Raw genomic sequence first — 26,727 nt, 5'->3', positions numbered from 1 at the left:
ATTCTGTGCCGGGCCGCCACGGCTTCATGGCCGCACAGAACCGAAACAGGTTCTACGGGACCCTCAATTTTGAAAGGGGCGGCATAGCTTCGCCACTTTTTCACATATGCAGCAGGATACCATAGTGATTGTATCAGCTTTGCGCAGGTTCGGGCGGCTGTACAGTGCGCCCAGGGGAGTTGGCCTTCTTTGTCTGCTGGCTCTCCTGCCCCTGTTGAGCCTTTCACCTGTCACCTGTGGCTGGGCTCAGACGCAACAGCAGACAGCCGTTCCCACGCCTGAAGCTCCCGCTCCGGACGACGCGGACGCTGTTGGCGGCGCAATCCCGAACAAGACCGACAGCGCCCGTGACGCCACGGCAATACTCACGGACACCGCTGAAGATGACGTTCCGCCCGCTGAACCGACTGCCGCCACAGTACCTGACAGCACCGCTCCTGCTGCCAGCCAGACGGCCCCCGCAACTCAGGCGTCCCCCAGCCCGGCCCCCGAGGCCCCGCCTCTGCCTCAGCCGCTTGGTTTTGTGGCGAACTGTTTTGACGGCGACACCCTCAAGCTTACGGACAGGCGCGTCGTGCGTCTGGCGGGTATTGACGCGCCCGAACTGGCCAAGGGCGACCGCAAGGGTCAACTTTTTGCGCGCGAAGCCAGGGACCAGCTCACAACGCTGACCCAGGGCCAGCAGGTGAAACTTCTTCAGGCGGGCGTCAAACACCGCGACCTGTATGGCCGCATCCTGGCCGAAGTTCTGCTGCCTGACGGCAGATCCCTCAATGAAATCATGGTGCGCAACGGCGCGGCCTATTTTTATCCGCACCGCGACCTGAGCCCGCAATTGCAGGAACGCCTGCGCAACCTGCAGCATGAGGCCATTGCCGAAAGGCGCGGCATGTGGGGCTTTCTGCTTTCGCAGCCTGTGGCCAAAAACACTTACCTTGGCAACAAGGAGTCCCTGCGTTTCTTCCCCTCCGACTGTGCCGAAGCCCAGAGCATCCGCCCAAGAAATCGTGTCTATTTCGGCAACCTGATGGATGCCTTCATGGCGGGCTACGCCCCTGCGCGGGTTTGCCCCTTCTGGCCGGTGACGCCATGAGCGGACTTCTCGAACAGGATACCACTACTCACGGGCCACTGGCCGATCAAACGGCCCTGGTCATCTTTTCCGGCGGTCAGGATTCCGCCACCTGTCTGGCCTGGGCTTTGGAGCGGTTCGGCCATGTCCGCACCCTTGGCTTTGATTATGGACAGCGCCATTCCGTGGAATTGGCCTGCCGCCAGAACCTCAGACAGGGGATGGCCGCGCTGAAGCCTCAATGGGGGCAGCGCCTTGGCCCCGACTGCCTTCTGGATATTGATCTCTTCCGCCAGCTGGCCAATACGGCCCTGACATCATCCGCGCCCATTGAAGAGCAGGGGCCTGACGGCCTGCCCACCACCTTTGTGCCGGGCCGAAACCTCATTTTTATTCTGCACGCGGCAGCCTGGGCTTACGGCCTGGGCATACGTCACATGGTGCTGGGCGTGTGCCAGAGCGATTATTCCGGCTACCCCGACTGCCGCGATGACAGCATCAAGGCCATGCAGGTGGCCCTGAACACGGGTATGGGCGCGAACTACGTTTTACATACGCCGCTCATGTGGCGCAGCAAAAAAGACGCCTGGACCCTGGCGTGCAACCTGGGCGGCTCCGCTCTGGTGGATATGATTGTTAAGGAAAGCCATACATGTTACGCGGGCCAGCGCGGCAACCGTCACACCTGGGGCTATGGCTGCGGCCAGTGCCCGGCCTGCCGGTTGCGGGCAGCGGGGTATGCCGAGTATGTGGCCGCCCGCCAGACTGAAAGTGATAAAATATGTCAAAAAAACAATTGACTGCCGCACAAGGCATTGAAGCGGCCTGCATTCTTTTTGCCATCAATACGGATGTGGAAGGCATGGTGCGCCTGGCGCACAGCGCCCAGTTGCCGTCCGGCTATCTTGATGGCCCGGGCGCCATCTGCTTTTGTTCAGAATGGCGCGCCTTCACCCATGCGGTGGTCACGGCGGGCCTTATGCAGTACGCTCCCAACAGTGTGCTTATGGGCTACCTGCGCCAGACAGGCAACCTTTTGCAGCACGCTGACCAAAATCAGGCTGCACAGCACTGCCAGGGCGCAGACCGCCCCGAAGCCCCCGGCAAAAGCACAAAGGACGCGGGCACGGAACTGGAAGCCTTTGTGGATGGCCCCTTTGCCCAATACATGCCGTTGCTGGCCCAGGGGCAGCAGTCACAATGTCCTGAACTTTTCTGCCAGCGCCTTGCTATGGAAACGGCCCGGGTTCGAGGCGAGGCCACGCCTCTGGACAATCAGTCCATGGCACGCCTGGCGGCCATTATGGCCATGCTGATCAGCGCCGTGTGGGACAAGCTGGAACACTATGAAATTCTGGCGGACTGACATGTTCGCTGCGTAAAAAAAGCCCGCCCGTTTTACTGGCGGGCTTTTTTTACGCTGGAGCATCGCAACGTTGCGAATGCGGCGCGCCGCACTGTACGTATATTCTGCCGAAAATCGCATTCTCGGCAGAATGTCAACTTTGAAATGGCATGACGCCTGAAAGACACTGTCTCTGTATCCCCACAAGAAAACCCTTTGTAGCAGACGTAAATACACTAAGAGTTTCAGGGGGTGGGGCGTGGGGGAGAAACCCTTTTGCAAAAAGGTCCCCCCCACAAAGCATTCCCCGTAAAACTGCCCAAAAAGGTTCAGGCGTCCACGCGAACGAAAGCCCGCCAGTAAGGAGTCAAACGCAGCTTCAGTCTTTGCCCGCCGCCTCGTGCGGGCAAAGACGGCGCTGCTGCTTATGCGCGGGATTGTGCGCCGTAACTGGCATGACCTGAATTTTGTGGATGAACACGCTCAAAAGCAGCTTGTCCGGAAGTTTTACATATCGTCGTCATTATCCAGGAACACCCAGTGCAGCATGCGCTTGTGCATGCGCAGCCGGTATTCGGACTGTTGCGCCAGCATGGACGTTTTGCCGTTGCGCATGATGTTGCTGCTCACCATGATGGCTTCGGCAGGCGCTGCGCCAAGCATGACCCTGGCGGACGGCTTTGCCTTGGCCAACAGATCCTCGCTCACGCTCCAGTCATCATATTCTTCAGCGGTAAGACCGCCCCGGCAGCCTACCGAGATGTAATCCGCGCCTTTCACAGCTTCTTCGGGCGTATCCACAAATTCAATTTTGCGTCCCAGTCGCGCGGCTTCTACTTTGAGAGACGTTGACTCCACATGCGGCGGCAGGGCTATGCGCAGGTTGAAGTGGAACCACTCCGTGGCCGTCACCAGGGAATGCAGGGTGCCATTGAGGCAGCCGATCCAGGCGCAGGTCACATTGCGAAGGTCCTTGGAATTGCGGAGCATGCAGGCGATGTCAGCCAGGGCGTGCGCTGGGTGCGCGTCGGGGCTGCCCGCGTTGATGATCGGAAACCGCAAGGCAAGTCGGTCCGGATTCCAGGAACCCACAGACAAGCCATAGGTATAGAGACAATCCACATAATAACTGAAGATCGGCATAAGCTGTTCACGAAAGGCCGCCAATTCTTTTCGCCAGACAGTACGGTTGCCTTCATATACCACAGCCCCGCCCATTTGCCGCACCGCAGCCGAAACGCAAAGCCGCTCCGGCAAGGAATAGTCGGCAAATATGAGCATTGCCACTCGCTCATTCATAAAATTGGTGCGGGTTTTAGCGTCCGGCATGCCCATGGCCTGTTGCACAAGGAGCCAGGATGCCTTCTCGCCCATATTCTTGAGAGTTAAAATATGTCGTGCCATAAATCCTCCGTGACCAGGGTCACATACGTTGATTCAGCCTGGTGCTAAGACTCTAACAAGGCGCCGTGTCTCTGTCCAGAAGCACGGTGCAACCATTTGACACCATACGCGAAGCCTTTGTACAAAAAACAGCCCGACACTATGGGGCCAGCAGTCAATCCTGTGCGTAAAATTCACCTTGATGCTTTTTTGCACGGGTGCGGACTTGTGATTTGTACTGCTTTTCCGCTACAATGTTTTTACAACGCCATTGTGGGGCTTCTACTGTTACCACGGACCAACGGGAGTTTTGATGAAAGCCTTTTTCTTTGATCTCGACGGAACCCTGCTCGATTCTCTTGCCGACATAGGCGGCGCCTGCAACGCCATACTTGAAAAACATGGCTACCCCACACACCCACTCTCGAGCTACAGGCATTTTGTGGGAAACGGCTTTGGCAAACTTGTGCGCAGCACCCTGCCCGCAGACGTCAGCCTTGACGAACAGGCCATGGCGCAGATCGAGGGAGAAGCCCGCCACTACTATGGGCAGCATATGTGTGAGCACAGCCGCCCCTACGATGGCGTTATGGCAACCTTGGAGAATCTGCTGGCCGCCGGACACCCTCTGGCGGTTCTTTCCAACAAGCCTGAAGAACACACCCTGGAAGTCGTGCGGCACTATTTTTCCGGCATTCCCTTTACCCTGGTTCGTGGCGCCCGAAAGGACGCACCGCTGAAACCACACCCTCGTGCCCTTCTGGACATGATGGAATCAATGCATATTTCTGTCCCGCAAACTCTGTATGTGGGCGACAGCGATGTGGATGTGCTGACCGCACATAATGCGGGCGTGGTTTCTGTAGGCGTGACCTGGGGATTCCGGGGGGCAGAAGAACTGCGCCGTGCCGGTGCCGACCATATTATTAACAGTCCTTCCCAACTGCCGACACTGGCGGAAGAGGAATAACATATGAAACGTCTCATTATTCAGATTGATGAAGAAAAGTGCACTGGCTGCGGCCAGTGTATACTGGACTGCGCCGAGGGCGCTCTGGCCATTGTTGACGGCAAGGCCAAACTCATAAAAGACTCTTACTGCGATGGTCTGGGCGCCTGTCTGAACTGCCCTGAGGGCGCTTTACAGCTTATTGAGCGTGAGGCGGATGAGTTTGATGAAGAGGAGGCCCTCGCCGCCAAGGCTGAACGCGAAGGGCTGGCAGGCAAGCCTGCCGGGCACGGCCCGCACGGGCTTTCGCACGGCATGCCGCATAAAACCGGCGGTTGCCCCGGAAGCATGGCGCGCGCCCTCAAACCGTTAAACCTCGGTGTTGTGGCCGCAAATCCCGGTCTTGCCACCGAGTTGCCCTCGTGGCCCATACAGTTGCGCCTTGTGCCGCCCACCGCCGCCTTTCTCAAGGGCGCGCATGTGCTGCTGGCCGCCCACTGCGCCGGTTTTGCCCTGCCGAACCTGCACAAGGACTGGATTGCGGGCCGCATTCCCATTATTGCCTGCCCCAAACTTGAAGACAACGCGGCCTTGCTGGAAAAACTCACGGCCATCATAAAATCTGGGCAGATAGCCAGACTCACGGTGTTGCGCATGAGCGTGCCGTGCTGTGGCGGACTTGAACGACTGGTGCAGCAAGCCCTTAAGGATGCGCAAAGCGATATTCCTGTGGAATGCCATATAGTTGCGGTGTAACATGAACAGCGACGCTCTTACTGTCTGTACAAACAAATAGCCTTTATAGCGTCTTGACAAAACATATCTAATTGCTATGTTTTAACAAGGGTTCCCGCAAGAGTAAAAAGCGGGAACCCGACGCGAGGCATGAACACGACTCGGCAAGAGAATCACTGCCTTTGTAATAACTTCAGGGTCAAGGAAGAGGCCATGCCCATCAAGATTCCCGCGGATTTACCCGCCTGCGCAGATCTCGAAAACGAAAACATCTTCGTCATGACCGAAGACCGCGCGGTGGCGCAGGACATCCGCCCGCTGGAAATAGCCATCGTCAATCTGATGCCCACCAAGATTGCCACAGAAACGCAGATGCTGCGGCTTTTGAGCAACTCTCCTCTTCAGGTCAATATTACCCTGTTGCGTACTGAGGCTCACGAATCCAAGAACACCCCGGCCCAGCATCTCGAACGTTTTTACAAGACGTTCAGCGAAATTCGGCACGGCAGCTTTGACGGCATGATAGTCACCGGCGCGCCTGTGGAACACCTGCCCTTTGAGGATGTGGACTACTGGCACGAGCTGCTTGACATCATGAACTACGCCTCCAGTCGCGTTTACTCTACCCTGTACATTTGCTGGGCAGCCCAGGCGGCCTTGTACCATTTTTACGGCATCCCCAAGTTCAATCTGCCGCGCAAACTTTCGGGCATTTACAGCCACGACATACTGCATCCGGGCTGCCGTCTTTTCAGGGGATTTGACGACATCTTTACCGCGCCGCACTCACGCAATACCGAAGTGCGGGCGCAAAACATTCTTGAAGAACCGCGTCTGCGCCTTTTGGCCCAGTCGGATGAGGCAGGCGTCACCCTTGCGGAAAGCACGGATCACTCTCAAGTTTTCATGACCGGCCATCTGGAGTATGATCGGGGAACACTTGACGCAGAGTACCGCCGCGATGTTGACAGGGGCCTCAAACCTGATGTGCCGCAGCATTACTATCCGAACGACGATGCTGCCGCCATGCCGTACATGAACTGGCGGGCGCACGCGCATTTGTTTTATTGTAACTGGCTCAACTATTACGTGTATCAGGAAACTCCGTTCAGCCTTACAGCCATTGCCCAGAACCGCGAACAGCGGTCAATGTAATACCCAAACCGCCCGCTTGCCGGAAACGAGGAGCCTATGCGATTTTCCACCAGAACCCGTTATGGACTGCGTTTTCTATTGCGGCTGGCAGCCCAGCCCCAGGGCAGCCTTTTGCAACTGGGACAGGTCGCCCGCGAGGAAAACATTTCTTCGGGCTACCTGGAGCAGATTGTCCGGGCGTTGCGCCCCATGGGCATACTGCGGGCGGTACGCGGTTCCGGCGGCGGCTACGCTCTGGCCAAAGCTCCGGCTGACATTAATATGGAAGAAGTTTTTCAGCATCTTGAAGGCGAGATATCTCCAGTGCGCTGCCTGAGCAAGGGCCGTTCCTGCCAGCGGGAAAAGCACTGTTCCACACGCGGCTTCTGGAGTGAACTGGACGCACACATCCGCAGCTTTCTGCAACACCGAACGCTGCAAGAAATCATAGACACAGAGAAACACTCCGCGTCGGGAGGTAATTATGTGGAATTACACTGAAGCCGTACATGACCATTTCCTGCGCCCCCACAATGTGGGCCCGCTGGAAGGGGCCAACGCCGTCGGCGAGGTAGGCAGCCTGGCCTGCGGCGACGCTCTCAAGCTCTATCTCAAGATCAACGATCAGGGCATAATCGAGGACGCGACCTTTGAGACCTTTGGTTGCGCCAGCGCCATTGCCTCCAGTTCCGTACTTACTGACATGATCAAGGGCATGTCTGTGGAAGATGCCCTCAAGATCAGCAACAAAGATATCGCCAATGCTCTTGGTGGGTTGCCCAAGCAAAAGATGCATTGCTCGGTCATGGGACAGGAAGCGCTGGAGGCCGCCATCCGGCAGTGGAAGGGCGAACCCCCCGTGCCGCACGCCCATGAAGAAGGCAAGCTTGTCTGTAAGTGTTTTGGCGTGACCGATGCCCAGATCATCCGCGCCATCCGCGAAAACGGGCTCAAGACCGTTGAAGAGGTCACAAACTACACCAAGGCTGGCGGCGCATGCGGCGAATGCCTGGATGAAATCGGCGAGATTCTCGCGGCCGAACTCAAGCAGAAGCCCCTGGTGGAGCTGAAGCCCAAGCAACGCATGACCAATGTGCAGCGCATGCAGTTGGTGCTCAAGACCATTGAAGAAGAAATCCGGCCTCTCCTTGCGGCCGATGGCGGCGACATTGAACTGGTGGACGTGGACGGTCTGCGCGTGGTGGTTTCACTGCGCGGACGTTGTGCACAATGCCGCTCCAGCGAGGTGACGATCCGCGACCTGGTACAGCGCCTTTTGCGTGAACATGTGGAACCCGACCTTGTGGTTGAGGAGGCATAAGCCATGAGAACCATCTATCTGGACAACAATGCCACTACGGCGGTGGCGCCCGAAGTTCGGGAGGCCATGCTGCCCTACCTTTCTGACCTCTATGGCAACCCCTCCAGCATGCACACCTTCGGCGGGCAGGTAGCCGATGCCGTGGACACCGCCAGAGAAAGTCTGGCCGGGCTTCTGGGAGCCAGCGCGGACGAAATCCTGTTCACCTCGTGCGGCTCTGAAAGCGACAACTCCGCCATCTGGACGGCGGTTCAGACCCAGCCGGAAAAACGCCACCTCATCACCACCCGTGTGGAACACCCTGCCGTGCTCAACGTCATGCAGCACTGGGAGCGTCACGGTTATCGCGTCACCTATCTCGCTGTTGACAACAAGGGCAGACTTGATATGGACGAGTACGCGCAGGCGCTGTCTGAAGACACGGCTCTCGTCTCCATCATGTTTGCCAACAATGAGGTGGGCAATATCTACCCCATCCAGCGTATGGCCGAGATGGCCCACGAAAAGGGCATACTTTTTCATACCGACGCGGTGCAGGCTGTGGGCAAGACCCCCATTGACCTCAGCCATCTGCCCGCGGACATGCTGTCGCTTTCCGGGCACAAGCTGCACGCGCCCAAGGGCATCGGCGCCCTGTACATCCGCAAGGGCGTGCGCTTCCGCCCCTTCCTGCGCGGTGGGCATCAGGAGCGGGGACGCCGGGCCGGTACGGAAAACGTGCCCTACATCGTGGGCATGGGCGTTGCCGCGCAACTGGCGCTGGACCATATGCAGGAAGAACGCGTGCAGGTGGCCATGCTGCGCGACAAGCTGGAGGCAGGCCTCCTTGAGCGCATCCCGGACTGCATGGTCAATGGCGATGTGGAAAACCGCCTGCCCAACACCTCCAACATTTCTTTCAAGAATGTCGAGGGGGAAGCCATACTGCTCATGCTCGACAGGCTGGGCATTTGTGCCAGTTCCGGGTCGGCCTGCACGTCCGGCAGCCTGGAGCCTTCACATGTGCTGCGCGCCATGGGCGTTCCCTTCAACTACGCGCACGGTTCAATCCGTCTCTCCCTGTCACGTTACACCACCGAAGATGATGTGAATTTTGTGATTGAGCATTTTCCGCAGGTCATTGAAACACTCAGAGCCATTTCGCCATTCAAGAACTAGAGCGATGTAACCTTGAAAAAAATTGCATCGCTCTGACGCCGCGCGAGAGCGCAGCGCGCCACAACGTGGCGTGGATTAAGCCGAAGCTTTAGCCGTTGCGACGAAGCCGTAACGGGCGGCCAAAACCGTTGAGAATGCATGCTCTCAATGATATCCTGCCAAGACTGTACCAGCTGGATTCGCCCGGCCTGTCTCTTTCCACTCACTCGCCGTGGCCAGTGAAATCTCACTGACCACGGCGGGCAGTCCCAAAGCCCAAGCCGGGAACAACAGGGCATTCCGCCCATCGCGCTACAGGGCTGGCTGTTTTTGGGAACCATTGCCCCAAATGCCTTTCAGAAATTCGTTCGCAGCCAAAAACCGCCATGAATCAAGGACAGAGCATGCCCGTTTTTTTTATTCTATTAGCCATTTCGCCAGCCATCAGCGCACTGGGGCTGCTCCTCTCCCCTCCCCTTTCATATGCCGCGGGCACGGCAGGACTTGTCTGCGGTTTTGGCGGGCTTTTTCTTCTCTACCGGAACCTGCTCAAACCCTTTAAAAACATTTGCAGCAGCCTCAGGAAACCCGGCGCGCTCCACCTTCCTCATGCCTCTGATTGTGGGTCTTTGTGCCATATGACCGAGCTTATGGCCGCACACGGCGAAGCCCATACACGTGAGCTCGCGTCCGCCCGCCGCGACCTGGACAAAATGCGTCAGGATGCCGCCGAATGCCAAGAAAAATACACACTCGCCATGTCCGGTCAGACCATGACCAAGGACAGCCTGCACGAGGCTGCGCGCAAACTGCGCCTGCTGGCGACCGATCAGGCCGAACAGGAACGAAGACTTTCAGATGTTTGCCCGGAACTCGCCAGAACGGCGTTTTTCGGCGGGCTCACCACCCAATGGCTGGACAAGGTCGCGGCAGAACTGGAATATTGCGAAAACTACCTGACCCAGATGAACGCATTTCTTGGCGATACGCCTGCCGTCCCCATTCAGACGGAAACCGCGCAGGAAGAAGATTTCTTTCAGTGGACACCCAGCTATTCCACCGGGGTGCCCGTTATTGACGGTCAACACAAACTCCTGCTTTCATACGTAAACAAGCTGCACAATGGCCTTCGGCAAGGCAATGATTCCACCCTTCTTCTGGAAATTCTCGACTCCCTGGCTGGCTACGCCTTTACCCACTTTACCACCGAAGAAATCTTCTTTGCCTACTCCGACTATCCTTTTTGCAAGGAACACATTGAGGAGCATCAAGTCTTTAAAAATAAAATTGTGCTCTTTCGCGAAGCGCTGCTGCAAGGCAAGGCTGACGTGGACCAGAGCCTGCTGGAATTTTTAAAGACATGGCTCATTGAGCATATTCAGGGCATGGATGTGCCTTTTGCCCCTTATGTGGCGCAGCATCACGGCATAGCATTGAAAACGGACGACAGCGCAGCAGAGGGCAAGGACTGAACCTTGACTGCCTGCCGGAACATATAGAGCAGATTAACTTTGAAATGCTTCACGTTTCAAAGTCTTCATTCAGCCGAAAATGCGATTTGCGGTAGCCGTTAGCGGTTCTTTGCCGCTTACGGATAGCAACACAGCCATCGGTAGGTGTCCGTTCACTTAACCAATTGCTGTCTTTGCGGCAGCCGTTGCTTTAGCCGTTGTGACGCAGGCTTCAGCCGTTGCGATGCAGGAAGCTACGGATAAAGCTCGGCCGAATCCACGCCACGTTGTGGCGCGCTGCACTTTCGTGCAGCGTTAGAGCATTTACACTTTTTCAAAGTTAAAATGCTCTAGAGCAGATTAACTTTGAAAATATACATTTTCAAAGTTTGAGGCACGCTCACTTCGGCGTTTAACAGCGCAAATAAATTGCGCTTACGCCTCCGTGGCGGGCGTCTGCTCCCGCATCCGCTAGAGCAATTTCATTATGAAATTGCTCTAAGACGCCATGAATAAAGCCCGCCATTGGCGGGCTTTATTCATGGTCAAATAATGCAACCGAAATACCGCTGCTCTAGCGGGCAGGATTCTCAGGCCTTTCAAGCTCAGCCGCAATGATTTCACGGCTTTTTTTGCTCAAAAGGCGTTGATTGGAGCTTCCCCTGAAAAGCAGCTCCAGATCGCGCAGCTCTTCCATATAAGGGCCGTCAATCAGGAGGTCTGTGAGATCCAGCAGGCGTGCTGTCCAGATGTCATCCTTGCCGCGCCGCCACAATTCTTCAAAGGTATACCCCGTGTAGGTAACCACGGTCTTGCCCTTGCCGCGCACCCCCTGTGCCACTGAGCACAAGGGGGCCGCCTGAGCAAATGGTTCGCCGCCGGAAAGGGTCACCCCCGCAAGCAGGGGATTTTCGTCAAACTGTCTGAGCGCCTCTTCTGCTGAAAAAAGAAAACCGCCCTCAAAGCTGTGGGTCTGCGGATTGTGGCACCCCTTGCAGCGGTGCGGGCAACCCTGGGTAAACAGCACGTATCGCAACCCCGGCCCGTCCACTATGGATTCCTCCACAATGCCGGACAGGCGCATGGGCTGCAAAGACGCATCGTTAGGCATGCTTGACCCTGTCACGCTCCTCAGCGCGTTTGGCATTGTTGAAGCGGTCCAGCGTACCCACAAGATAGCCGGTGATACGGCGGGTGCGTTCAAAAGTCATGCCCTGGCCCACCAATTTCTGCGCGGGTTTCACTTCGTCAAACAAACGCGATTTCATCAACATAGACTTTCTCCTTGCACGTAATGAATAATAAGTATGAGGTTCAGGCGGGCCGCCGGGGCGGCCGCCATAGCAGCAAACAACATGAACCTTTTCAGTTTTGAGAGTATGCACCCTCAAAGTTTTGCGACCGCGCTCCGACTCGGGCATTCCAGTGGCGGACGTTCACACGCGCAGTCGCCGGAGCGGCTTCAGGGCGAATGGCCCTAGCTCCATTTGGGAATATGGGGATACTTTTTGCGCAGTTCATCAAGACGCTCAGGGCTGACGCCTTCGCCTTCCCTGCGGCCGCAGCGCGGGCAGCAGTCATTGATGACGCCCACATATCCGCACAGGGGGTCACGATCAAGCGGATGGTTGACCGATCCGTAGCCCACACCCTGATCGTGCATGAAGCGGATGATGCTTTCAAAGGCTTCAGGGTTTTTGCAGGTATCGCCATCCAGTTCCACATAGGTGATATGCCCCGCGTTGGTCAGCGCATGGTATGGGGCCTCAATCTCGATTTTTCTAAATGCCTTGATAGGGCAGTACACAGGCACATGGAAGGAGTTGGTATAGTAATCCTTGTCCGTAATGCCGGGAATGCTGCCGAACTTGGCTTTATCCAGAGAGACAAAGCGACCGCTGAGGCTTTCCGCCGGGGTGGCGATAAGCGAGAAGTTCAGGCCGGACTTTTCCGACTCGTCATCGCAGCGCTTGCGCATATGGCTGATGATCTCAAGGCCGAGCTTCTGGGACTCTTCACTTTCGCCGTGATGCTTGCCAAGCAGAGATATGAGGGCTTCAGCCAGGCCGATGAAGCCCATGCTGAGCGTACCGTGCTTCAGGACTTCTTCAATGCTGTCGTCCCAGTCCAGCTTTTCGGAGTCAAGCCAGATGCCCTCGCCCATGAGGAAGGGATAGTTGCGCACCTTTTTGGAGCTCTGAATTTTGAGCCGGTGCAAAAGCTGGCGAAAAACCAGATCGATCCTGTCGTCCAGCAGGGCAAAGAATTTTTTGACGTCGCCGTGGGCCTCAAGGCCCAACCGGGGGAGGTTGACCGAGGTAAAGCTCAGGTTGCCGCGTCCGCAGGTCACCTGCCTGTCCTTGTCATAGACGTTGCCGAGAACCCGTGTACGGCAGCCCATATAGGCCACTTCGCTGTTGTAGTCGCCCGGTTTGTAGTACTGCAGGTTGAACGGAGCATCAAGGAAGCTGAAGTTCGGGAACAGCCGCATGGCTGAAACCTCAATGGCCAACTGAAAAAGGTCGTAGTTGGGATCTTCCTTGTTGTAATTGACCCCGGACTTCACCTTGAAAATCTGCACGGGAAAGATGGATGTTTCCCCGTTACCAAGGCCCGCCTTGGTGGCCTTGAGCAGATTTTTGGCCACCATGCGCCCTTCGGCGGAGGTGTCAGTGCCATAGTTGATGGAACTGAAAGGCACCTGTGCCCCTGCGCGCGAGTTCATGGTGTTCAGGTTGTGGATAAGAGCTTCCATGGCCTGATAGGTGCGGCGCTCGGTATATTTCAGGGCTTCTTCGGCGGCATAGGCATGGGCTTCGCCCACCATGGCTTTCTGTTCCGCAGAGGCGACCTGATCCAGCTTGCGGCCAAATTCTTCCATATTGCCAAGGCGCGGGCACAGGTCAACGCTGGCCAGCAGTTTTTCGGTAAAAACCGCTGCATCCCGGGCTTTCATATGCATGGCAATACGTACAAAGGAGGTAAAGGCCCTTTCGTATTCCTTGCGGTACGTTTTAATGACGCCCTCGGCCATGGCAAAGTCGAAGTGCGGCACACTCTGACCGCCGTGCATTTCATTCTGGTTGGCCTGAATGGCTATGCAGGCCAGGGCCGAATAGCTTTCAATGGCGTTGGGCTCGCGCAGATACCCGTGCCCGGTGGAAAAACCGTTTTTAAACAGTGGGATAAGGTCTATCTGGCAGCACGTTTCCGTGAGCATGTAGAAATCTTTATCATGGATATGGATGTCGCCATTGATATGCGCGGCCGAGGCATCCTTGGGCAGAATGTAGTTGTCAATAAAGTACTTGGACCCCTCGGATCCGTACTTGAGCATGGTGCCCATGGCGGTGTCGCCGTCAATATTGGCGTTTTCGCGCTTGATGTCTTCGTGAATGGCCGGGGAATACGTAAGTTTTTTATAGATATCCATGAGATACGATTCCGCGTTGCGGATTTTCGTATGCTCGGCGCGGTACAGGATGTAGGCCTTGGCCGTCTTGGCGTAGTCGTACTGGATCAGCGTTTCTTCAACAAGATCCTGAATTTCCTCAACGTGCTTGAGGCCGCGGGCATCCAGTTTTTTGCACACTTTTTCAGTGACAAACAAAAGGTCTGTAGGGGACATATCCTCACCGCCAACGGCCTGATTGGCCTTGGTAATGGCGTTGAGAATCTTGACGGAATCGAAAGGCACTGCCGTGCCATCGCGCTTGGTGATGCTGGCGGGCATGGAGAAAGACTCCCATAAGAACTGTGAAAACAACTGTGAAAAAGTCCGTTCGCAAAACGAACGAAGGGGACACCGGTAACATATGGGGCGGTAAGTAAACCCAGGGGCAAGCCTGTAGCCGGGAACAGATCGTTCCCGCAAAGGATTGGCCGGCAAAGGCCCCGTGCCGACAATCCGTATCTTGACTGTACAGGGGTATACCCGACAGCCGTTGGGTGTTTTGTTGAAAGCAGGTCTTCCGGCTTGCCGACCGCCTTTCGGCCTTCCCAGGGCATTGCCCCAGTGGCGCATGAAGAAAGGCGGCGTTTGTACGGCTTACGGCGGCGGGTCCGCTCCCGTTTTTCACGGGATTCTCTATTAAGCCCATAGGGCGCTTTCAATGTCTAGAAAATCTCAAAAGAACTGCATCATGTCAATCGGGGTAAGCAAAAAAGACTTCCTAGTCTCGTAGGAACAGTTCAATTTTTATTGATAAATTTTATTATAAAGTGTTCGCTCAGGTCCAAAAAAAGGCCGCAAAAAAGTGTTGGGCGCGAGCTATACCCTGCCCGAAAAATACACTGCCGGAACCGCCATTGAAAGTTCCGCAGCCTTACATGTTTGGCTGATGACTCCCTTGGTGCGGGCTACAATCTAGCGCACTGCCCTGATGATTTCAAGGCTGATCAAACCCTTGGCAACTGCGGATTTGCAGATGCGACCTCTGGAAAACCGCACCATTTGCCATTTTTACCGGGCCATATTTTTTTAAGAAATATTACCAAGAAGCAAAAAATCAATTTCCACTACTCAATTAATTCAGCAGAATAAATGAAATTTACAGGCAAAAAATGATCCTGCCCTACCGCATAAACATGGGCATGTCCGCACTTGTCGAGGACGGACGCCCGCCCCCACCCGGCGCGTACCCGCAGGTCACGCCCGCCCCTGTGCGCGACGCCTCCACATCCACACGCCCGGAACCAAGCAGGACGAACGCCCACGCCCACCCCGCGCAAAGAGTCTCCATGCCTCTCTCCCAACCCGAGGCCGCAGGTCACGCCACCCTGTAATGCCCCCATAAATCAAACGGCTTTTGAGGGAGAATCCTTCCGGTTTTCACCAGCCTGCCGATGCACGCATTGTGAGGTCTTCCACCAGGCGCCGAGTGCAGGTACGTGGTGTGACGAGTTCTGCCCCGTCAGAAAACGCGTTGTCAGGATGCTCCAGGCTGCGCCATTCGCACAGCCAGAAAAGTTCTTCCTTAATCGTGCGCATTGTCCGTTCAGTGACCGCGTTTCCTTTCGGATTATTCTATGGTGAATGCCCGTGCGATGCCTGCTGTCGCGCATTGGCCAAAAACGTAATTCGTCAGCGGTAGTACATGCTCTGAGTGGTTTGATACTCACTGCAAAGGCTTGCCACAGAGCGACCCTGCGCCCCTTCAAGCACAATGCGGGCTTTACTTTTACGGCCCCAGGTCCGGCGTTTCAATTTTCCTTCAGGGCTGGAAGAAAACCACCTTGGCTGCCTTGTTACTGGGGGCAGTATAGGGCACGCACGTCAAAAGCCATGGCCTGTTTTTGGAGCCACAAAAAATAACCTGAAAACAGTTTATAAAATCTGAAACGGTAAAAGCGCATAATGAGGGAAATCAAGGAGAGAATTATGCGCAGACCGTTTAGAATAGGACGCCCAGCTCCCAGCGTTCTGGTGTCTCCCGAAGCAGCTTTGGGCAAGGCTCAGGCCAGTCAATGGCTTTTCAGGCTTCTTGAGCTTCCCATTTCGCTGGACAGCCATTTTTTCTCCTGCCTGCGCTGGTGCGCCAATGGCCTGAAAGGCCTGCCCCCCATGCTTCAAAAACAGATGGCTGCCTACACTAACCGCAGTCGTATGCATACCAGCCTCCGTCACGCTGTGGCGGAGCTACAAACTGTTCCTGAAAAACGCCTTGATGACACGCTGGAAGAATTTGCAGAAGACAACGCATGGTTTCAAGCGCAGTTCAAACTGTGCCTGCAGTCGTTTATTTCTGACCATTTTCCCAGTGATGATTCGCTGAAATCATGTGCCAGACCGCTGCAAAAAATCCAAAAGTTTTTTGGTTTGAGCAACGATGCCATGAAACTGTGCTCCCTTGCATTTTTGACAGGAAATTTCAGGGCAGCAGAAAACTATTTTGAAGACACCCTGCATATTCAGTCTTTCGATGCTCGGCGCACACTAAGCTACATGTTGGATATTACGGCAACTGTTTGCAAAGACACAATATCACAGCTTTCAGACATGGGCATACTTGATGTCAACTCTTCAAGTATAAGGCTTTGTGACAACATTAATGCAATATGGCAAAAATGTGACGAAGTTTCATTGAAAAAGGTATTTTGCCAGCCTTTACGCGGCAAATCACTGCCAATTCATGAATTCAATATTGCAGATGAAGATAAAAGTCATGTACTGCGCTTGTTACGCCGACGGAGCAACAGGCCAGTGCACATTTTGCTCTATGGCGCTCCTGGCACTGGCAAAACCAGCTTTGCCCACGCCCTTGCCAGCGAGCTGAATATGAAGGCCTGGGCCGTGCCCTGCAGGGAGGATGATTCTTCCCAAGACAGGCGAACGGCCCTTGCCGCCTGCCTGCGTATGGCCGATTCGCACAAAAACAGCTTTGTTCTTGTGGATGAGGCGGAGCGGCTTCTGGACACATCTATCAGCGTTGACAGAAGTACCTCAACAAAGGCCTGGCTGAACGCATTTTTGGAGCGCCCCAACCAGCGTGTCATTTGGATAAGCAATGATGTTTACCAGATTGATCAGGCCGTGCGGCGACGCTTCAGTTTCAGCATCCATTTTGAAGAGCTGGGCAAGACCGAGCGCCGGCGCATCTGGTTCAGAACCATGCGGCGTCTCCAGGTTGAAGGCCGCATCCCCCCCGAAACTGTTCAGGCATTATCCGAGCAATACCCTACGCAGGTTGCCGTTATAGAGCATGCCCTGCGCGAGGCCAAGGCGATTGCCCCGCGCAAGGGTTTCGCCGCCTGCGTGGAGCGCACCTTACGGGCCCATGTAACCTTGACCCATGGTGGAGAAAAACCCAAAAACCGCCACAACGGCAACGCCATATACGACCTCGATGGCGTGTGTACCGCCCAGCCATTTGAGCCGCAATTGGAGCGGCTACACAACTTGAACAGGCACCTGCGCTCCAACAAAAATAGTTGCCCGGGCATGGGCACAATCCTGTTTTACGGCCCGCCCGGAACAGGCAAAACTGCACTGGCCAAGCACCTTGCCCATCTGCTTGGCAGAGAACTCTCCATACGGCGAGCCAGCGATCTTTTGTCTCCCTACGTTGGCGTTGCAGAAATGAATATTGCCGCTGCCTTCGCAAATGCCCAGCGTGATGGCGATATTTTGCTTATCGATGAAGCGGACAGCTTTTTGAATAACCGGGACAATGTGCGCCAGGGTTGGGAAAAAACCCAAATAAACGAGTTTTTAACGGCCCTGGAATCATTTTCCGGCATTTGCATCTGCACAACCAACAGGCGCGATGGCATGGACCCGGCAGCCATGCGGCGTTTCAGCTTTAAAATTCCTTTTGGGTATGCCGGGCCAATGCAGCTTGAAGCCTTGTATGCCAGCCTGCTCGCGCCGCTGGTTGGCACGCCTTTGCCCATTGAGCTCAAAAAAAAGCTGGGCCTGCAACAAAGGCTTACCCCAGGTGATTTTCATGCCGTGCGCATGCAGTTTTGGCTGAATGACCCGGGCTCAGTTACCCACGATGTTTTGTTGGCGGCACTGCTTCACGAGCAGGCAATCAAGCTCGAATCAGTTGCACAACGCATCGGTTTTGCGTAACAAGCTGTCTATATATTTCAAGGAGGCCGTGATGGGCAAAAAATGGAGTGACGCCAAGCCGGCAGAAAAGCTGCTTGGCCTTTACACCATACTGCTGGTTGCCACCCGTCCCCATAGCCATACCGAGCTATCGGAAATGCTCGGCTGCTCCAAGCCTGCATTAACACGGCTGCTTGAGCAGCTTGAGGGCTCCCACTTTGGCAAAGTGCAACGCTCAAAGCAAGGGCGCGAAGCTCTGTACCAGCTTGAAAAGCCCCCAAGGCTCCCCACTGTCTGCCTCAATGCCGAAGGGCTGTACCAGCTGGCCCTCTGCCGTGAACTGCTGACCAACCTGCTGCCCGAAACAATGCACAAAGAAATGGAGATAAGTCTGCGGCAAGCCGTGGCTTTTTTACCCCAGGGAGAACAGGATTTGCCAGACCATGTTGGCACAAGTTTATCCAAGGGGCGCATTGACTACAGGCCCTTTCAAAATACGCTGGGCATCGTTCTGCAGGCCATACGCGAGCGCAAGGTCTGCGAAATCCAGTACAAGGGCGCGGCCCTTGCAAAGGAAAAGTCTTTCGATTTTGCTCCCAAACTCATGATCGGATTCAGAGAAAGCCTGCTGGTACAGGGGTTTATTGTAACAGACAAAGGCACTGCCACACCTTTATATGAAAGGTACACAACCCTGGCCCTGCACCGCATCAAGGCATGCACTGCCACCCGACGCGAAGCCCGCGTGCCAGACATCCCGGAACCCGACAACGCAACCTTTGGCATTATGGAAGGTGAGCCCTTTACAGCCATGGTGCGGTTCGCCGCTGCCGCTGCCACCTACGTGGCAGAACGCCAGTGGAGCGCGCAACAATCCATAGAATTCCACGCTGATGGTTCGGTAACACTGCACGTGCAGGGGCAGAGCGTGCCAGAGTTTCTGTCGTGGGTGCTGAGTTTTGGAAAAACCGCAGAAGTGCTTTCGCCCGACTGGTTGCGGGATGAGGTCGGGGAGACAATACAACACCTCTCCAGATGTTACACGCCATAAGCAACGCGAAGAGACGTGACAAATCCATTCTTGGGGGCCATGCCAACAGGGATGACGAGTCTTACGACTGTTATGGACAAGAAAATGCAGATAGTTCAGCGGCAGTTACAGCGACCTGGTTTGTGCAGAGCCCCTGCCCTCCCCCCCCAGACGTATCGATTGAAAAATTGTGCTCATGAACAGTAGCACAGAAATTACCTGAAGATCTTTTAAAGCTCTGTCAGCAACATGCAGGCAGAGCTTTACCATGGGGATCTGCACAGCTCGAAATTTTCAGGCCAATAGCCGTTTGTATTCCTCGCGCAAATGAGCGTCTAGTTTTTCTTCGTCCAGATGTCCGCTACGCAGAAAAGCCCGCAATTCACGCACGCCGAGCAGGCCAAAACGCACCCACGCAACATAATTCATTCGTAAAAGTGTAAAGACAACATCTCCACCTGAGCGCAAAACCGCGTCTGTAAAATCCACAGCGCACAGAGTGCCGTGCCCAACAAACAGCATTCGCCGCACTTCTGGAATACTTGCGGAAGGGATACATTGTTTCCAGTCCCTATGATGATAAAATCGTCCCTTGATGCCCCACATGAACCTGATAAGCAACTCGGTAATGGCCACAGGGATACACATGGCAAGACCGTGACGAAAATCATACCCTTTTTCAAAAACTTCCACGGCAATGTCCGCCAGAGTTTTTTTGTCAACCCCCAACGAACCGAAATTCATAGCCTGTAACAATCCATAAAAAGGGATGGGAATTCCTGAACCGCGTCCCGAAGCAGTGGAAGAACCCGCCACGTCCGAAGCAAGGTGCCCAAACCAGTTAACAAAGCCAAAAAACACCTTGGACAAAAACGTATTGCCACGTAGCGATCCAGAGGCGGTGTCAAAGGTAATCAGGCGGCCATTGTCCAAAAAATGCGAAGTGGAGCAAAATTGATCCAATATGGAAAAAAGCAGACCCACCAAATCAGGCCAGTGGCCAATACTCTTCACATGGTGGTTTCTCGTGCTCATGCCAAGCAAATGCCCCGCCGCTGCACCGTATTGCTGATCATAGTTGACCTTGAACTTGTCTTCGAGAAATTTAATCGCTCCGGCACTACCTTTAGTTTTTTCTCCCTTCCAGCCAAAAAAAGCAGCGATTTTCTCTACAGCATTGTCCACCATGCCATCGGCGATGCTGGACAACTGACTTGCTCCGGGCATGCCCACAAAGAAGGCATCCACAAGCCCTCCGATGAGCCCGCAAGTGCCAGCGATCATGTAGTCGTAGCAATCACATTGTGCCCCTTTGCAGGTAAACTCTTCATCAAGCTGACGGAGGACATTTTCTCTTTCCTCCCCCGACAAAACCGCCATAAAGGCCGACTTTGACATGTCCACCTGAAAGAGCTCGGCATACACGCTGACATTGCGCAAAAAATCCTCATCGTCTTCACCGAGCTCGATGGTCTGCACCCTTGCAATGCGGGGCATTACAGGCTGCACTGGTTCAATATTCATTTCGGAAAGTGCAAAATGGAAAGAGTCCACATCTATCATGTCCAACCGCAGAGAATCCCCGGCTTTCTGGCTGTGGGCAAGGCCTTCGAGCATGTTCTGGGCCTGGGCCGCCATGTCAGAAAATTTTTGACCAGATTCATTCATCTGCCCATGTATTTTTGCTAAATCGTCAAGAGCTGTTCTAGCATCAAAAAGCGCAGACGACGCCGTTTTGGCCTGATGATCCTGTACAAGACTAACCCCATTATAGTCTTTCAAGGGATTTTTCATTTAAAAATCCCTTTCAGGGTACCAGCGGTCGAAAAATAGCCCAACTGTGAGAGAAGAGCATTCAAATTCGCCACAGTTTCATTATCCAAGTCCGCTTTCACCAGCCACACTACTTTTGTTTCCGGTTTTTCTTTGGTTCCAACTTCCATACTTTTTTCTTCATAGCAATCCAGCACCAACTGATAAAACTTTTTCGTTGTAGGGGAGTCTGTAATTGCCTCCAGTCTTTTCACGTCCAAAGTGTGAGGCAATTTTGTTCGCATAGCGCAATTTTCAGTGAGCCTGAAATCTTTACTCATGGCAGAGTTGGCGGCCGTCATCTGTCCAAGGCGGGCCAGAAGAGTTCTTAAGACTTGTTCCTGCTTGGCGTTGTCACTAACGAGTCGTGCTGTTTCCTTAAATGCGACTTCAATTTTACCCACTATCAATTGTATATCTTGTATGAGCGAATTCATGGTCCGCTGTTGGTGCTTACCCACCTCCATCAGCATTTTTTCTTTCTGCATGCGGGCGTCAACTTCACTGCTGCCGGTTAGAACCTTGATGCCCCGGTGCGCGCCATATCCCAACAGCAAAAGCACCCCCAGGCCAGTGGCCATGCTCGAAAATCCCAGCACACCGCCAAATCCAAGTGATGCCAGGCCGCTGGTAATTCCCGTAGCACCGAGCCCTGTTACAGCTCCAGAAAAATACAAGGCCGCTACTGGGATGCCCACGGAACCAGCCCCTGCTATGACTTCTGAAAAACCTGTAGACAGTCCCTTGTCATCAATTGATGGATCATAGATCCTTCTATCATTATCAATGGATTTTTTCAGAATCTCTAGTACATCTTCCGCCACATTCAATTTTTTGGCCATGTTCATAATGAACGGCGAATCCAAATAAACCACTGTGCCCTTTTTTGAACTTGTTAAAATTGCAATCAAATCTTTGAGTAAAGAAGGTGAAAAGCTTTTTTTAGTTACTTCATTCAGCTGTGAAAAAATAATTTCCAGCAACATGTCCTCGCTGACATCATGCTTCTCTATGTAACTCATGATCTCGAAGCGGTCTTCTTGTGTGAATTTTAACCGCTGCATCAGCGAATAAATTTCTTTTACTTCTTCTTCATCAATGACATCATCATCACTGTATGTAAAATTTACAATAATTTTAAGATAGGCAATCTTTACTTCAGAAGGCAAGTCTTCCAATGGAATATTTCTAATTTCTTCAACATCTTGGTGTCCAGATCCATTTTTTAGTAAATTAATAAGCTTTGCCAGCATTTTTGCATTTACGCCAGACTCTTCAATAGTACAAGACTTATCTGAAGTTTCAACTACAACAGATTCTTTTACGACATCATTACCTTTCTTGTTCTTACTCACATCCTTTTTATATTCTGCCGAGATGATATCCGTATATTTAACTGAAAAAACGTTGTTGAACGCTGGATGGTAATAGAACGTATCATTTGTGAACATAATACCATCTTCCGCGCCACCAAAAAGCGTAGAATCATAAATGACAATGACTGCGTCAGGATCAAGATCTTTATTCATGCCCTTGATGGCGCCGTTGAGTTTCTTCTCCGGTATCTTGGGTGCGATAAATGAGTCCTTGGGAAGTGCCGCTTCATAATTATCACTCAAAATTTGGTATACGGACATGTATTGCCTCCTGTTTGTAGCTTTCAGTTTTTGTCCAACGTCACAGGGTTCCTGTCACAGACTGAGAAAAATAGATAAAAAACCAGCTAGCCTCGGTTCCCCGACTCTCTCTCAAAAAGAAAATAGTTTAACCGTTGAACATATTCAATAGTAATTCCCATATGCTACTCAAATAACTCACAACAAAATCATCGCGGTAATAATTTTAGAAATACTACCCAGAAAATTCAAACGTTACCTTGCAAATGTTCTCTAAAAAAATTATTCACCCCAAAAGAGTGTATAATATTGAAAAACTTCGAGCATCAGATGGCGCGTGCAACATTCGGCAACAAGCAAGCCAGCTTGAATTTTTCACAATTAACGTCCTTACAAGGTAGGGTAAAAGTAACTTTACCCTTTAATAATTGTTAGATGACATGCCACCAGGCGCTATACATATAGATGTTAGCCCTTGGAAGAATGGGTGGAGAAAGTTCTAGTGGCGGACGTTGGGAAAGCCTCCTGGATGACGAGATACTTGTGGCGTAGCAATAAACTGAAATAATTATCGAGAACTGGCGCAGACATGACAACCAACGTAAGTGTATCGTTCTTGGCGAATCAGTCTGCAAGCGTCTCTGACAAATTTTGCCCCTTTGATGAAATCAACAATGAGAGCGCTCTTGCTTCTACCTGAATTTTTGTTCGTCACGCCAGCGCATGAGAGACCTCAAGGGTTGATCCTCTGTTTTTTAACTTGTCGCAAAAAAACGGAGTTGTCCCACATTACAAAAATCATAAAAAAGGAATATAGCAGACTGCCTCATTACACTGGATTTTATTAGTCTGTTCTGTAGCCTTTTGTTTCTTTTGCATCACTCAATAGCATCCTATTTAATGACCAACTTCTTCTGTACTGTTGCATTTGTTCTGCTTATTTCTGTACATTCTTGCGTCAGCAACCCTGATGAGATCACGTACATTATCGCCATCTGTATTTGCAAGCGCATAACCAAAACTGGCTTTGATCTTGATCTGCTTTTCATCAATCGTGATTACTTGCGATGTTTCCCGCTGAAGCTTATCGCAAAAGGCTGCGAGATCAGTGTTAGAGCGCATGCCGGATACCAGCACAATAAATTCGTCCCCACCCCACCTTCCGGCGTAGTCGCTGCAACGAATTGAGTACGACACACTTTGTGCAAATATTTTCAGCACACAGTCCCCCACAAGATGCCCGCACCCATCGTTGATCGACTTCAACCCGTCTATATCAATAAATACCACGCTCCAACGCAGAGTATTCTTACCATGAACAAACTGTCCCTCCTTAAGCGCATGGTTTATTGCATGCCTGCTCCAAAGCCCGGTAAGATCATCCGTATCGGCCTGGATGCGCGCCCTGTTGCAAGCAGCCATTGTTTTTTTGCACTGGCTGACCGCCTTGACCAAGAAAGCAACCACGCACAATACAAACAACAACGTCAGCAGGATTCCCCACACAGGCACATCACAGCTGTGGCTCATCACCCCAAGCACAAGCTTTTGCAGATCAGGGCTGCCTGAAATCATCATGCACTCCTCATTTCACTGGATGACGACATATTCACTCCACCATACAGCACAAAATGCCTTGATATGAATGAAATACAGCTCAGCCGTTTCAGATTCTGAAGAGTGTTTACGGAAAATATTGGACGAGTGATGGAAGGCAGAGCTAGCGCCGGTGTAATTTCACCCGGCGTGAGGCATGATAATTGTGACAGACAGAATGAAGGCGAAACCGCGGTGCAAGGCAAACCCTGATCCCGCGATTGTTGTTATGTCAGGTGTTTTTGAAGGTGAACATCACGCAGGACGGGAAGAAGGCGCTGCAACCGCCGACAAGGTGTTTCTTGAATTGTCCGTCCAAGTCTTGCCGAAAGCATTGCAGTCGGGTGTATTGGAGGTGCGCTGCGCGCAAAATCATTGAATCGCCGCGTGGCGGCCTGGCTACGCTTCATGACGCTGGCGCGAGCAGCAGGGTGACGATGCGCGATCTCGATGCCAATCTGTCCGCCGTTGGTGCGGGAATCTGGCGCTGCTGGCATCAAGCGCCTGCGCGAGGCATTGAAGTTCAGCAGACCGACCTTTGCGCTTCCCCCGAACAACCGGAACACTATCATGCCGGAACTGCCCCGTGTGAAAGGAACGTTGGCCCCATCCAGGCGGCCGTTCAGTGCGTAATCTGGCCCAACAGCTTGAACCAAACATAGTCGAGCGGCACCAGCATCAGAAAGGTGATCGCTGCCAGCGCCAGACAAAGTCGAATGCCGTCCCTGGCGGGCACCTGGGCCATACCCATCGCGACAACGATGGGGGATGCCTGGTAAGGAAGCAGCGGCGTGGCATAGCCGATGACCTGCACCATGAGCACGGTCAGCAGGGGCAGACCGGAGGCTTCTGACAGGGACTGCGCGAGGGGTGTGAACAAGGCTGGTACGCCATTGGCAGTAACAGTGAAGTTTAATGCGCTGGTCAGCGCGACCAGGGCTCCGAAGTTGCTGGCCGGGCTGGACGGATCAAGCGGAAGCCTGTGCAGCAACCACGTGCCCATGGTGGCTCCCAGCCCGGAATGGTTCACGAACGCTGCCAGCCCCAGGATGCCGGCAATGTAGAGACAGGTGCGAATGTTGACGCCAGCGGCAAACTCGTCGCCGGTCAGGAAGCCAATGCGGGGCAACACGCAAACGCAGGCGGCCGCCAAGCCTATCCAAGCTGGTGAGATGCCGTGCACGGCATCGGTTATCCACAGCAGCAGCGTCGCAAGCAGCAAGACGCTCAGGCGCTTTTCGGCAGGATTCAGCGGTTGAGAAGGCCCAGGTGCAGCAATTTTTTGCGGCTTTGCGGGGAACAGCAGGCACAGCAAGCCCACTAGCGCGAGCCCTTTAAGCAGGCCGAGTATGGGCGCATGCAGCAGCAGGTAGGGTACGTAGGAAAGGTGGATGCCATATGCGCTTTCGGCTGCGCCGGCCATGATGAGGTTGGGCACATTGGCGGGCAGGATGCTGGCGGACAGTTGGAAGGTGCCAAAGCCGACCGCCAAGGCCAGTGCCGTGCGGCCGCGACTGCCCACGGCCAGTCCCGCGCGGTCGGCCAGCGCCAGGACGATGGGCATCAGCAAGGCGATGCGCCCCATGTTGGAAGGCATGATGAAGGCCAGAGCATAGGTGAGCAGTACCACGCCCCCGACCATATGGGGCCATGAGCCAGTCAACCGGCTCGCCAAACTACGGGCGATGCGGTCCGCCAAACCGACCTTGCGGATAGTAACGCCAAGGACAAAGCCACTGAGCACCAGCCAGAACGCACCCGAAGAAAAGCCCGAGAACAGCACGTCGGGCGGAGCCAGACGCAAGATGGCGGCGGTTGCAAAAAACAGCAAGGCGACGAGGTATTCCGGCAACCTCGCCGTGGCCCAAAGCCCGATCGTGACGGTGACGATGCCCGCGCCTATCCATGCTTCTGCCACCATTGCGTTTCCTTGTTGTTATATATTTATAAAGGATAACTAACGAATTTCTTCAGATGACTCCTTAAATTTTTATGGGGCCTTTCAAAAAAACAAAGGGTTGCCATGCCCAGACTGGATATTGCCACCTCAGCCTGTTTCTTCACATCACCGGGGCGGACAGCATCACGGGCGGGCGGTTCGCGCATACGGCATTGGCTGCGGCCCGCCCACAGGTGCGCGGCATGGAGCCTATCCGGGACACCCGTGTTGCTGCGTTGACGCCCGCCGGGTATGCCCTTGCTGCCCACGCCCGCAATCTGCCGGCACGTGCGCATGCGCACCCACGGCAATGATGGTGCCCCAATGCTTGCCGTGTGGATGCGGAACAGTACCGAAAAGTACGGCTGCCCTAGTTATACAGGCAATTATGTTTTGGGCGGCTGGTGCGTAGAGCGGGAGAAATCATATCAGCAAATGCGCAAGGTGGGAATAGATGCAGCAGACAAATAACGGATCAATGTCAACGTGTTTCTTGCGCCACCACACCGCCCAGCCAGCGGATGGCAATATATTCACTTCACCATACCGCACAAAGTTCCTTGGCATGAGCGGAATACAGCTCACCCTTTTCAGATTCTGGAGAGTGTTTCTGGGGAAATATGGATCATAGTGGCATGGCGTGTGCAGACAAGGC

The 26,727-nt window shown here is 53.8% G+C and carries 23 protein-coding genes and 1 riboswitch; of the genes, 15 read left to right on the top strand and 8 right to left on the bottom strand.

What is annotated here, in order from left to right; translation table 11 throughout:
- The first annotated feature begins 124 nt into the window (after window positions 1-124).
- From ACZ5DH_RS04045 to ACZ5DH_RS04035, 3 genes are read left to right on the top strand one after another with little or no spacing between them, the layout of a single operon-like run.
- Entirely contained in the window at window positions 125-1,093 is a 969-nt protein-coding gene (locus ACZ5DH_RS04045; RefSeq protein ID WP_464255866.1) for a thermonuclease family protein, read from the top strand.
- Window positions 1,090-1,872 (top strand): 7-cyano-7-deazaguanine synthase QueC, encoded by a 783-nt coding sequence (queC, locus tag ACZ5DH_RS04040; RefSeq protein ID WP_464255865.1) that lies wholly within the window; start codon window positions 1,090-1,092, stop codon window positions 1,870-1,872. Before ACZ5DH_RS04045 ends, queC begins: the two co-directional genes overlap by 4 nt.
- Complete coding sequence (locus ACZ5DH_RS04035) at window positions 1,854-2,438, top strand: serine/threonine protein kinase (RefSeq protein ID WP_464255864.1); 585 nt, start codon at window positions 1,854-1,856, stop codon at window positions 2,436-2,438. The genes queC and ACZ5DH_RS04035 overlap by 19 nt, the downstream gene beginning before the upstream one ends.
- Window positions 2,439-2,924: 486 nt before the next feature.
- Here ACZ5DH_RS04035 and ACZ5DH_RS04030 read toward each other — a convergent pair whose 3' ends face one another.
- Window positions 2,925-3,821 (bottom strand): Rossmann-fold NAD(P)-binding domain-containing protein, encoded by an 897-nt coding sequence (locus ACZ5DH_RS04030; RefSeq protein ID WP_464255863.1) that lies wholly within the window; start codon window positions 3,819-3,821, stop codon window positions 2,925-2,927.
- A 292-nt stretch (window positions 3,822-4,113) separates the two neighbouring features.
- Between ACZ5DH_RS04030 and ACZ5DH_RS04025 the strand changes: the two genes are divergently transcribed.
- The 7 genes from ACZ5DH_RS04025 to ACZ5DH_RS03995 all read left to right on the top strand — a co-directional run bounded on the left by ACZ5DH_RS04025 (window position 4,114) and on the right by ACZ5DH_RS03995 (window position 10,548).
- Window positions 4,114-4,770: an HAD family hydrolase gene (locus ACZ5DH_RS04025; RefSeq protein ID WP_464255862.1), complete on the top strand. Its 657-nt coding sequence runs from the start codon at window positions 4,114-4,116 to the stop codon at window positions 4,768-4,770.
- 3 nt (window positions 4,771-4,773) lie between these two features.
- Window positions 4,774-5,505: an ATP-binding protein gene (locus tag ACZ5DH_RS04020; RefSeq protein WP_464255861.1), complete on the top strand. Its 732-nt coding sequence runs from the start codon at window positions 4,774-4,776 to the stop codon at window positions 5,503-5,505.
- 192 nt (window positions 5,506-5,697) lie between these two features.
- Entirely contained in the window at window positions 5,698-6,639 is a 942-nt protein-coding gene (metA, locus tag ACZ5DH_RS04015) for a homoserine O-acetyltransferase MetA (RefSeq protein ID WP_464255860.1), read from the top strand.
- 36 nt (window positions 6,640-6,675) lie between these two features.
- Window positions 6,676-7,119 carry an RrF2 family transcriptional regulator gene (locus ACZ5DH_RS04010; protein WP_464255859.1) on the top strand — a complete coding sequence of 148 codons (444 nt, stop codon included), beginning with the start codon at window positions 6,676-6,678 and terminating at the stop codon, window positions 7,117-7,119.
- Entirely contained in the window at window positions 7,103-7,939 is an 837-nt protein-coding gene (nifU, locus tag ACZ5DH_RS04005; protein ID WP_464255858.1) for a Fe-S cluster assembly protein NifU, read from the top strand. The genes ACZ5DH_RS04010 and nifU overlap by 17 nt, the downstream gene beginning before the upstream one ends.
- A gap of 3 nt (window positions 7,940-7,942) precedes the next feature.
- On the top strand, window positions 7,943-9,097 hold the full coding sequence (gene nifS, locus ACZ5DH_RS04000; RefSeq protein WP_464255857.1) for a cysteine desulfurase NifS: 1,155 nt from the start codon (window positions 7,943-7,945) through the stop codon (window positions 9,095-9,097).
- 383 nt (window positions 9,098-9,480) lie between these two features.
- The gene (locus ACZ5DH_RS03995; RefSeq protein ID WP_464255856.1) at window positions 9,481-10,548 is read left to right on the top strand and encodes a bacteriohemerythrin; all 1,068 of its coding nucleotides are present in this window, start codon (window positions 9,481-9,483) and stop codon (window positions 10,546-10,548) included.
- Between the two features lie 553 nt (window positions 10,549-11,101).
- Here the strand turns inward: ACZ5DH_RS03995 and nrdG are convergent.
- The 3 genes from nrdG to ACZ5DH_RS03980 all read right to left on the bottom strand — a co-directional run bounded on the left by nrdG (window position 11,102) and on the right by ACZ5DH_RS03980 (window position 14,260).
- Window positions 11,102-11,638, bottom strand: coding sequence for an anaerobic ribonucleoside-triphosphate reductase activating protein (gene nrdG, locus ACZ5DH_RS03990; RefSeq protein WP_464255855.1), 537 nt, complete (start codon window positions 11,636-11,638; stop codon window positions 11,102-11,104).
- Window positions 11,631-11,801: an anaerobic ribonucleoside-triphosphate reductase gene (nrdD, locus tag ACZ5DH_RS03985; protein ID WP_183718192.1), complete on the bottom strand. Its 171-nt coding sequence runs from the start codon at window positions 11,799-11,801 to the stop codon at window positions 11,631-11,633. Before nrdD ends, nrdG begins: the two co-directional genes overlap by 8 nt.
- A 203-nt stretch (window positions 11,802-12,004) precedes the next feature.
- A complete protein-coding gene (locus ACZ5DH_RS03980) occupies window positions 12,005-14,260 on the bottom strand; it encodes an anaerobic ribonucleoside triphosphate reductase (protein ID WP_464255854.1) in 2,256 nt (751 codons plus the stop codon).
- Between the two features lie 211 nt (window positions 14,261-14,471).
- A riboswitch (cobalamin riboswitch) is annotated at window positions 14,472-14,653 on the bottom strand.
- Between the two features lie 207 nt (window positions 14,654-14,860).
- Between ACZ5DH_RS03980 and ACZ5DH_RS03975 the strand changes: the two genes are divergently transcribed.
- The 4 genes from ACZ5DH_RS03975 to ACZ5DH_RS03960 all read left to right on the top strand — a co-directional run bounded on the left by ACZ5DH_RS03975 (window position 14,861) and on the right by ACZ5DH_RS03960 (window position 19,130).
- Window positions 14,861-15,070, top strand: coding sequence for a hypothetical protein (locus ACZ5DH_RS03975; protein WP_464255853.1), 210 nt, complete (start codon window positions 14,861-14,863; stop codon window positions 15,068-15,070).
- 20 nt (window positions 15,071-15,090) lie between these two features.
- Window positions 15,091-15,312 carry a hypothetical protein gene (locus ACZ5DH_RS03970; RefSeq protein WP_464255852.1) on the top strand — a complete coding sequence of 74 codons (222 nt, stop codon included), beginning with the start codon at window positions 15,091-15,093 and terminating at the stop codon, window positions 15,310-15,312.
- A gap of 778 nt (window positions 15,313-16,090) precedes the next feature.
- Entirely contained in the window at window positions 16,091-18,100 is a 2,010-nt protein-coding gene (locus tag ACZ5DH_RS03965) for an AAA family ATPase (protein WP_464255851.1), read from the top strand.
- A gap of 31 nt (window positions 18,101-18,131) precedes the next feature.
- Window positions 18,132-19,130: a helix-turn-helix transcriptional regulator gene (locus ACZ5DH_RS03960; protein WP_464255850.1), complete on the top strand. Its 999-nt coding sequence runs from the start codon at window positions 18,132-18,134 to the stop codon at window positions 19,128-19,130.
- A 273-nt stretch (window positions 19,131-19,403) separates the two neighbouring features.
- Here ACZ5DH_RS03960 and ACZ5DH_RS03955 read toward each other — a convergent pair whose 3' ends face one another.
- The 3 genes from ACZ5DH_RS03955 to ACZ5DH_RS03945 form a co-directional block, all read right to left on the bottom strand.
- Complete coding sequence (locus tag ACZ5DH_RS03955; protein ID WP_464255849.1) at window positions 19,404-20,903, bottom strand: hypothetical protein; 1,500 nt, start codon at window positions 20,901-20,903, stop codon at window positions 19,404-19,406.
- Window positions 20,900-22,558 (bottom strand): hypothetical protein, encoded by a 1,659-nt coding sequence (locus ACZ5DH_RS03950; RefSeq protein ID WP_464255848.1) that lies wholly within the window; start codon window positions 22,556-22,558, stop codon window positions 20,900-20,902. The genes ACZ5DH_RS03955 and ACZ5DH_RS03950 overlap by 4 nt, the downstream gene beginning before the upstream one ends.
- A gap of 876 nt (window positions 22,559-23,434) precedes the next feature.
- Window positions 23,435-24,115: a GGDEF domain-containing protein gene (locus ACZ5DH_RS03945; protein WP_464255847.1), complete on the bottom strand. Its 681-nt coding sequence runs from the start codon at window positions 24,113-24,115 to the stop codon at window positions 23,435-23,437.
- Between the two features lie 175 nt (window positions 24,116-24,290).
- Between ACZ5DH_RS03945 and ACZ5DH_RS03940 the strand changes: the two genes are divergently transcribed.
- On the top strand, window positions 24,291-24,512 hold the full coding sequence (locus tag ACZ5DH_RS03940; protein WP_464255846.1) for a hypothetical protein: 222 nt from the start codon (window positions 24,291-24,293) through the stop codon (window positions 24,510-24,512).
- A gap of 243 nt (window positions 24,513-24,755) precedes the next feature.
- On the opposite strand, the gene ACZ5DH_RS03935 is transcribed toward ACZ5DH_RS03940, so the two are convergent.
- A complete protein-coding gene (locus ACZ5DH_RS03935; protein ID WP_464255845.1) occupies window positions 24,756-26,054 on the bottom strand; it encodes an SLC13 family permease in 1,299 nt (432 codons plus the stop codon).
- Between the last annotated feature and the right edge of the window lie 673 nt (window positions 26,055-26,727).

The sequence above is a fragment of the Desulfovibrio simplex genome, assembly GCF_055387835.1.
The sequence above is the reverse complement of the archived record's forward strand: the minus strand, read 5'-3'. Positions and strand labels throughout refer to the sequence as shown.

What these genes read in the sequence shown, in the direction of transcription:
- ACZ5DH_RS03955 (WP_464255849.1), bottom strand. Translation starts at nt 20,903, where the DNA reads ATGAAAAATCCCTTGAAAGACTATAATGGGGTTAGTCTTGTACAGGAT.
- ACZ5DH_RS04030 (WP_464255863.1), bottom strand. Translation starts at nt 3,821, where the DNA reads ATGGCACGACATATTTTAACTCTCAAGAATATGGGCGAGAAGGCATCC.
- ACZ5DH_RS03940 (WP_464255846.1), top strand. Translation starts at nt 24,291, where the DNA reads ATGATAATTGTGACAGACAGAATGAAGGCGAAACCGCGGTGCAAGGCA.
- nifS (WP_464255857.1), top strand. Translation starts at nt 7,943, where the DNA reads ATGAGAACCATCTATCTGGACAACAATGCCACTACGGCGGTGGCGCCC.
- ACZ5DH_RS03995 (WP_464255856.1), top strand. Translation starts at nt 9,481, where the DNA reads ATGCCCGTTTTTTTTATTCTATTAGCCATTTCGCCAGCCATCAGCGCA.
- ACZ5DH_RS03965 (WP_464255851.1), top strand. Translation starts at nt 16,091, where the DNA reads ATGCTTCAAAAACAGATGGCTGCCTACACTAACCGCAGTCGTATGCAT.
- ACZ5DH_RS03950 (WP_464255848.1), bottom strand. Translation starts at nt 22,558, where the DNA reads ATGTCCGTATACCAAATTTTGAGTGATAATTATGAAGCGGCACTTCCC.
- ACZ5DH_RS03935 (WP_464255845.1), bottom strand. Translation starts at nt 26,054, where the DNA reads ATGGTGGCAGAAGCATGGATAGGCGCGGGCATCGTCACCGTCACGATC.
- metA (WP_464255860.1), top strand. Translation starts at nt 5,698, where the DNA reads ATGCCCATCAAGATTCCCGCGGATTTACCCGCCTGCGCAGATCTCGAA.
- ACZ5DH_RS03945 (WP_464255847.1), bottom strand. Translation starts at nt 24,115, where the DNA reads ATGATGATTTCAGGCAGCCCTGATCTGCAAAAGCTTGTGCTTGGGGTG.
- ACZ5DH_RS04010 (WP_464255859.1), top strand. Translation starts at nt 6,676, where the DNA reads ATGCGATTTTCCACCAGAACCCGTTATGGACTGCGTTTTCTATTGCGG.
- ACZ5DH_RS04035 (WP_464255864.1), top strand. Translation starts at nt 1,854, where the DNA reads ATGTCAAAAAAACAATTGACTGCCGCACAAGGCATTGAAGCGGCCTGC.
- ACZ5DH_RS03980 (WP_464255854.1), bottom strand. Translation starts at nt 14,260, where the DNA reads ATGCCCGCCAGCATCACCAAGCGCGATGGCACGGCAGTGCCTTTCGAT.
- ACZ5DH_RS03970 (WP_464255852.1), top strand. Translation starts at nt 15,091, where the DNA reads ATGATCCTGCCCTACCGCATAAACATGGGCATGTCCGCACTTGTCGAG.
- nrdD (WP_183718192.1), bottom strand. Translation starts at nt 11,801, where the DNA reads ATGTTGATGAAATCGCGTTTGTTTGACGAAGTGAAACCCGCGCAGAAA.
- ACZ5DH_RS04025 (WP_464255862.1), top strand. Translation starts at nt 4,114, where the DNA reads ATGAAAGCCTTTTTCTTTGATCTCGACGGAACCCTGCTCGATTCTCTT.
- ACZ5DH_RS04020 (WP_464255861.1), top strand. Translation starts at nt 4,774, where the DNA reads ATGAAACGTCTCATTATTCAGATTGATGAAGAAAAGTGCACTGGCTGC.
- nifU (WP_464255858.1), top strand. Translation starts at nt 7,103, where the DNA reads ATGTGGAATTACACTGAAGCCGTACATGACCATTTCCTGCGCCCCCAC.
- queC (WP_464255865.1), top strand. Translation starts at nt 1,090, where the DNA reads ATGAGCGGACTTCTCGAACAGGATACCACTACTCACGGGCCACTGGCC.
- nrdG (WP_464255855.1), bottom strand. Translation starts at nt 11,638, where the DNA reads ATGCCTAACGATGCGTCTTTGCAGCCCATGCGCCTGTCCGGCATTGTG.
- ACZ5DH_RS03960 (WP_464255850.1), top strand. Translation starts at nt 18,132, where the DNA reads ATGGGCAAAAAATGGAGTGACGCCAAGCCGGCAGAAAAGCTGCTTGGC.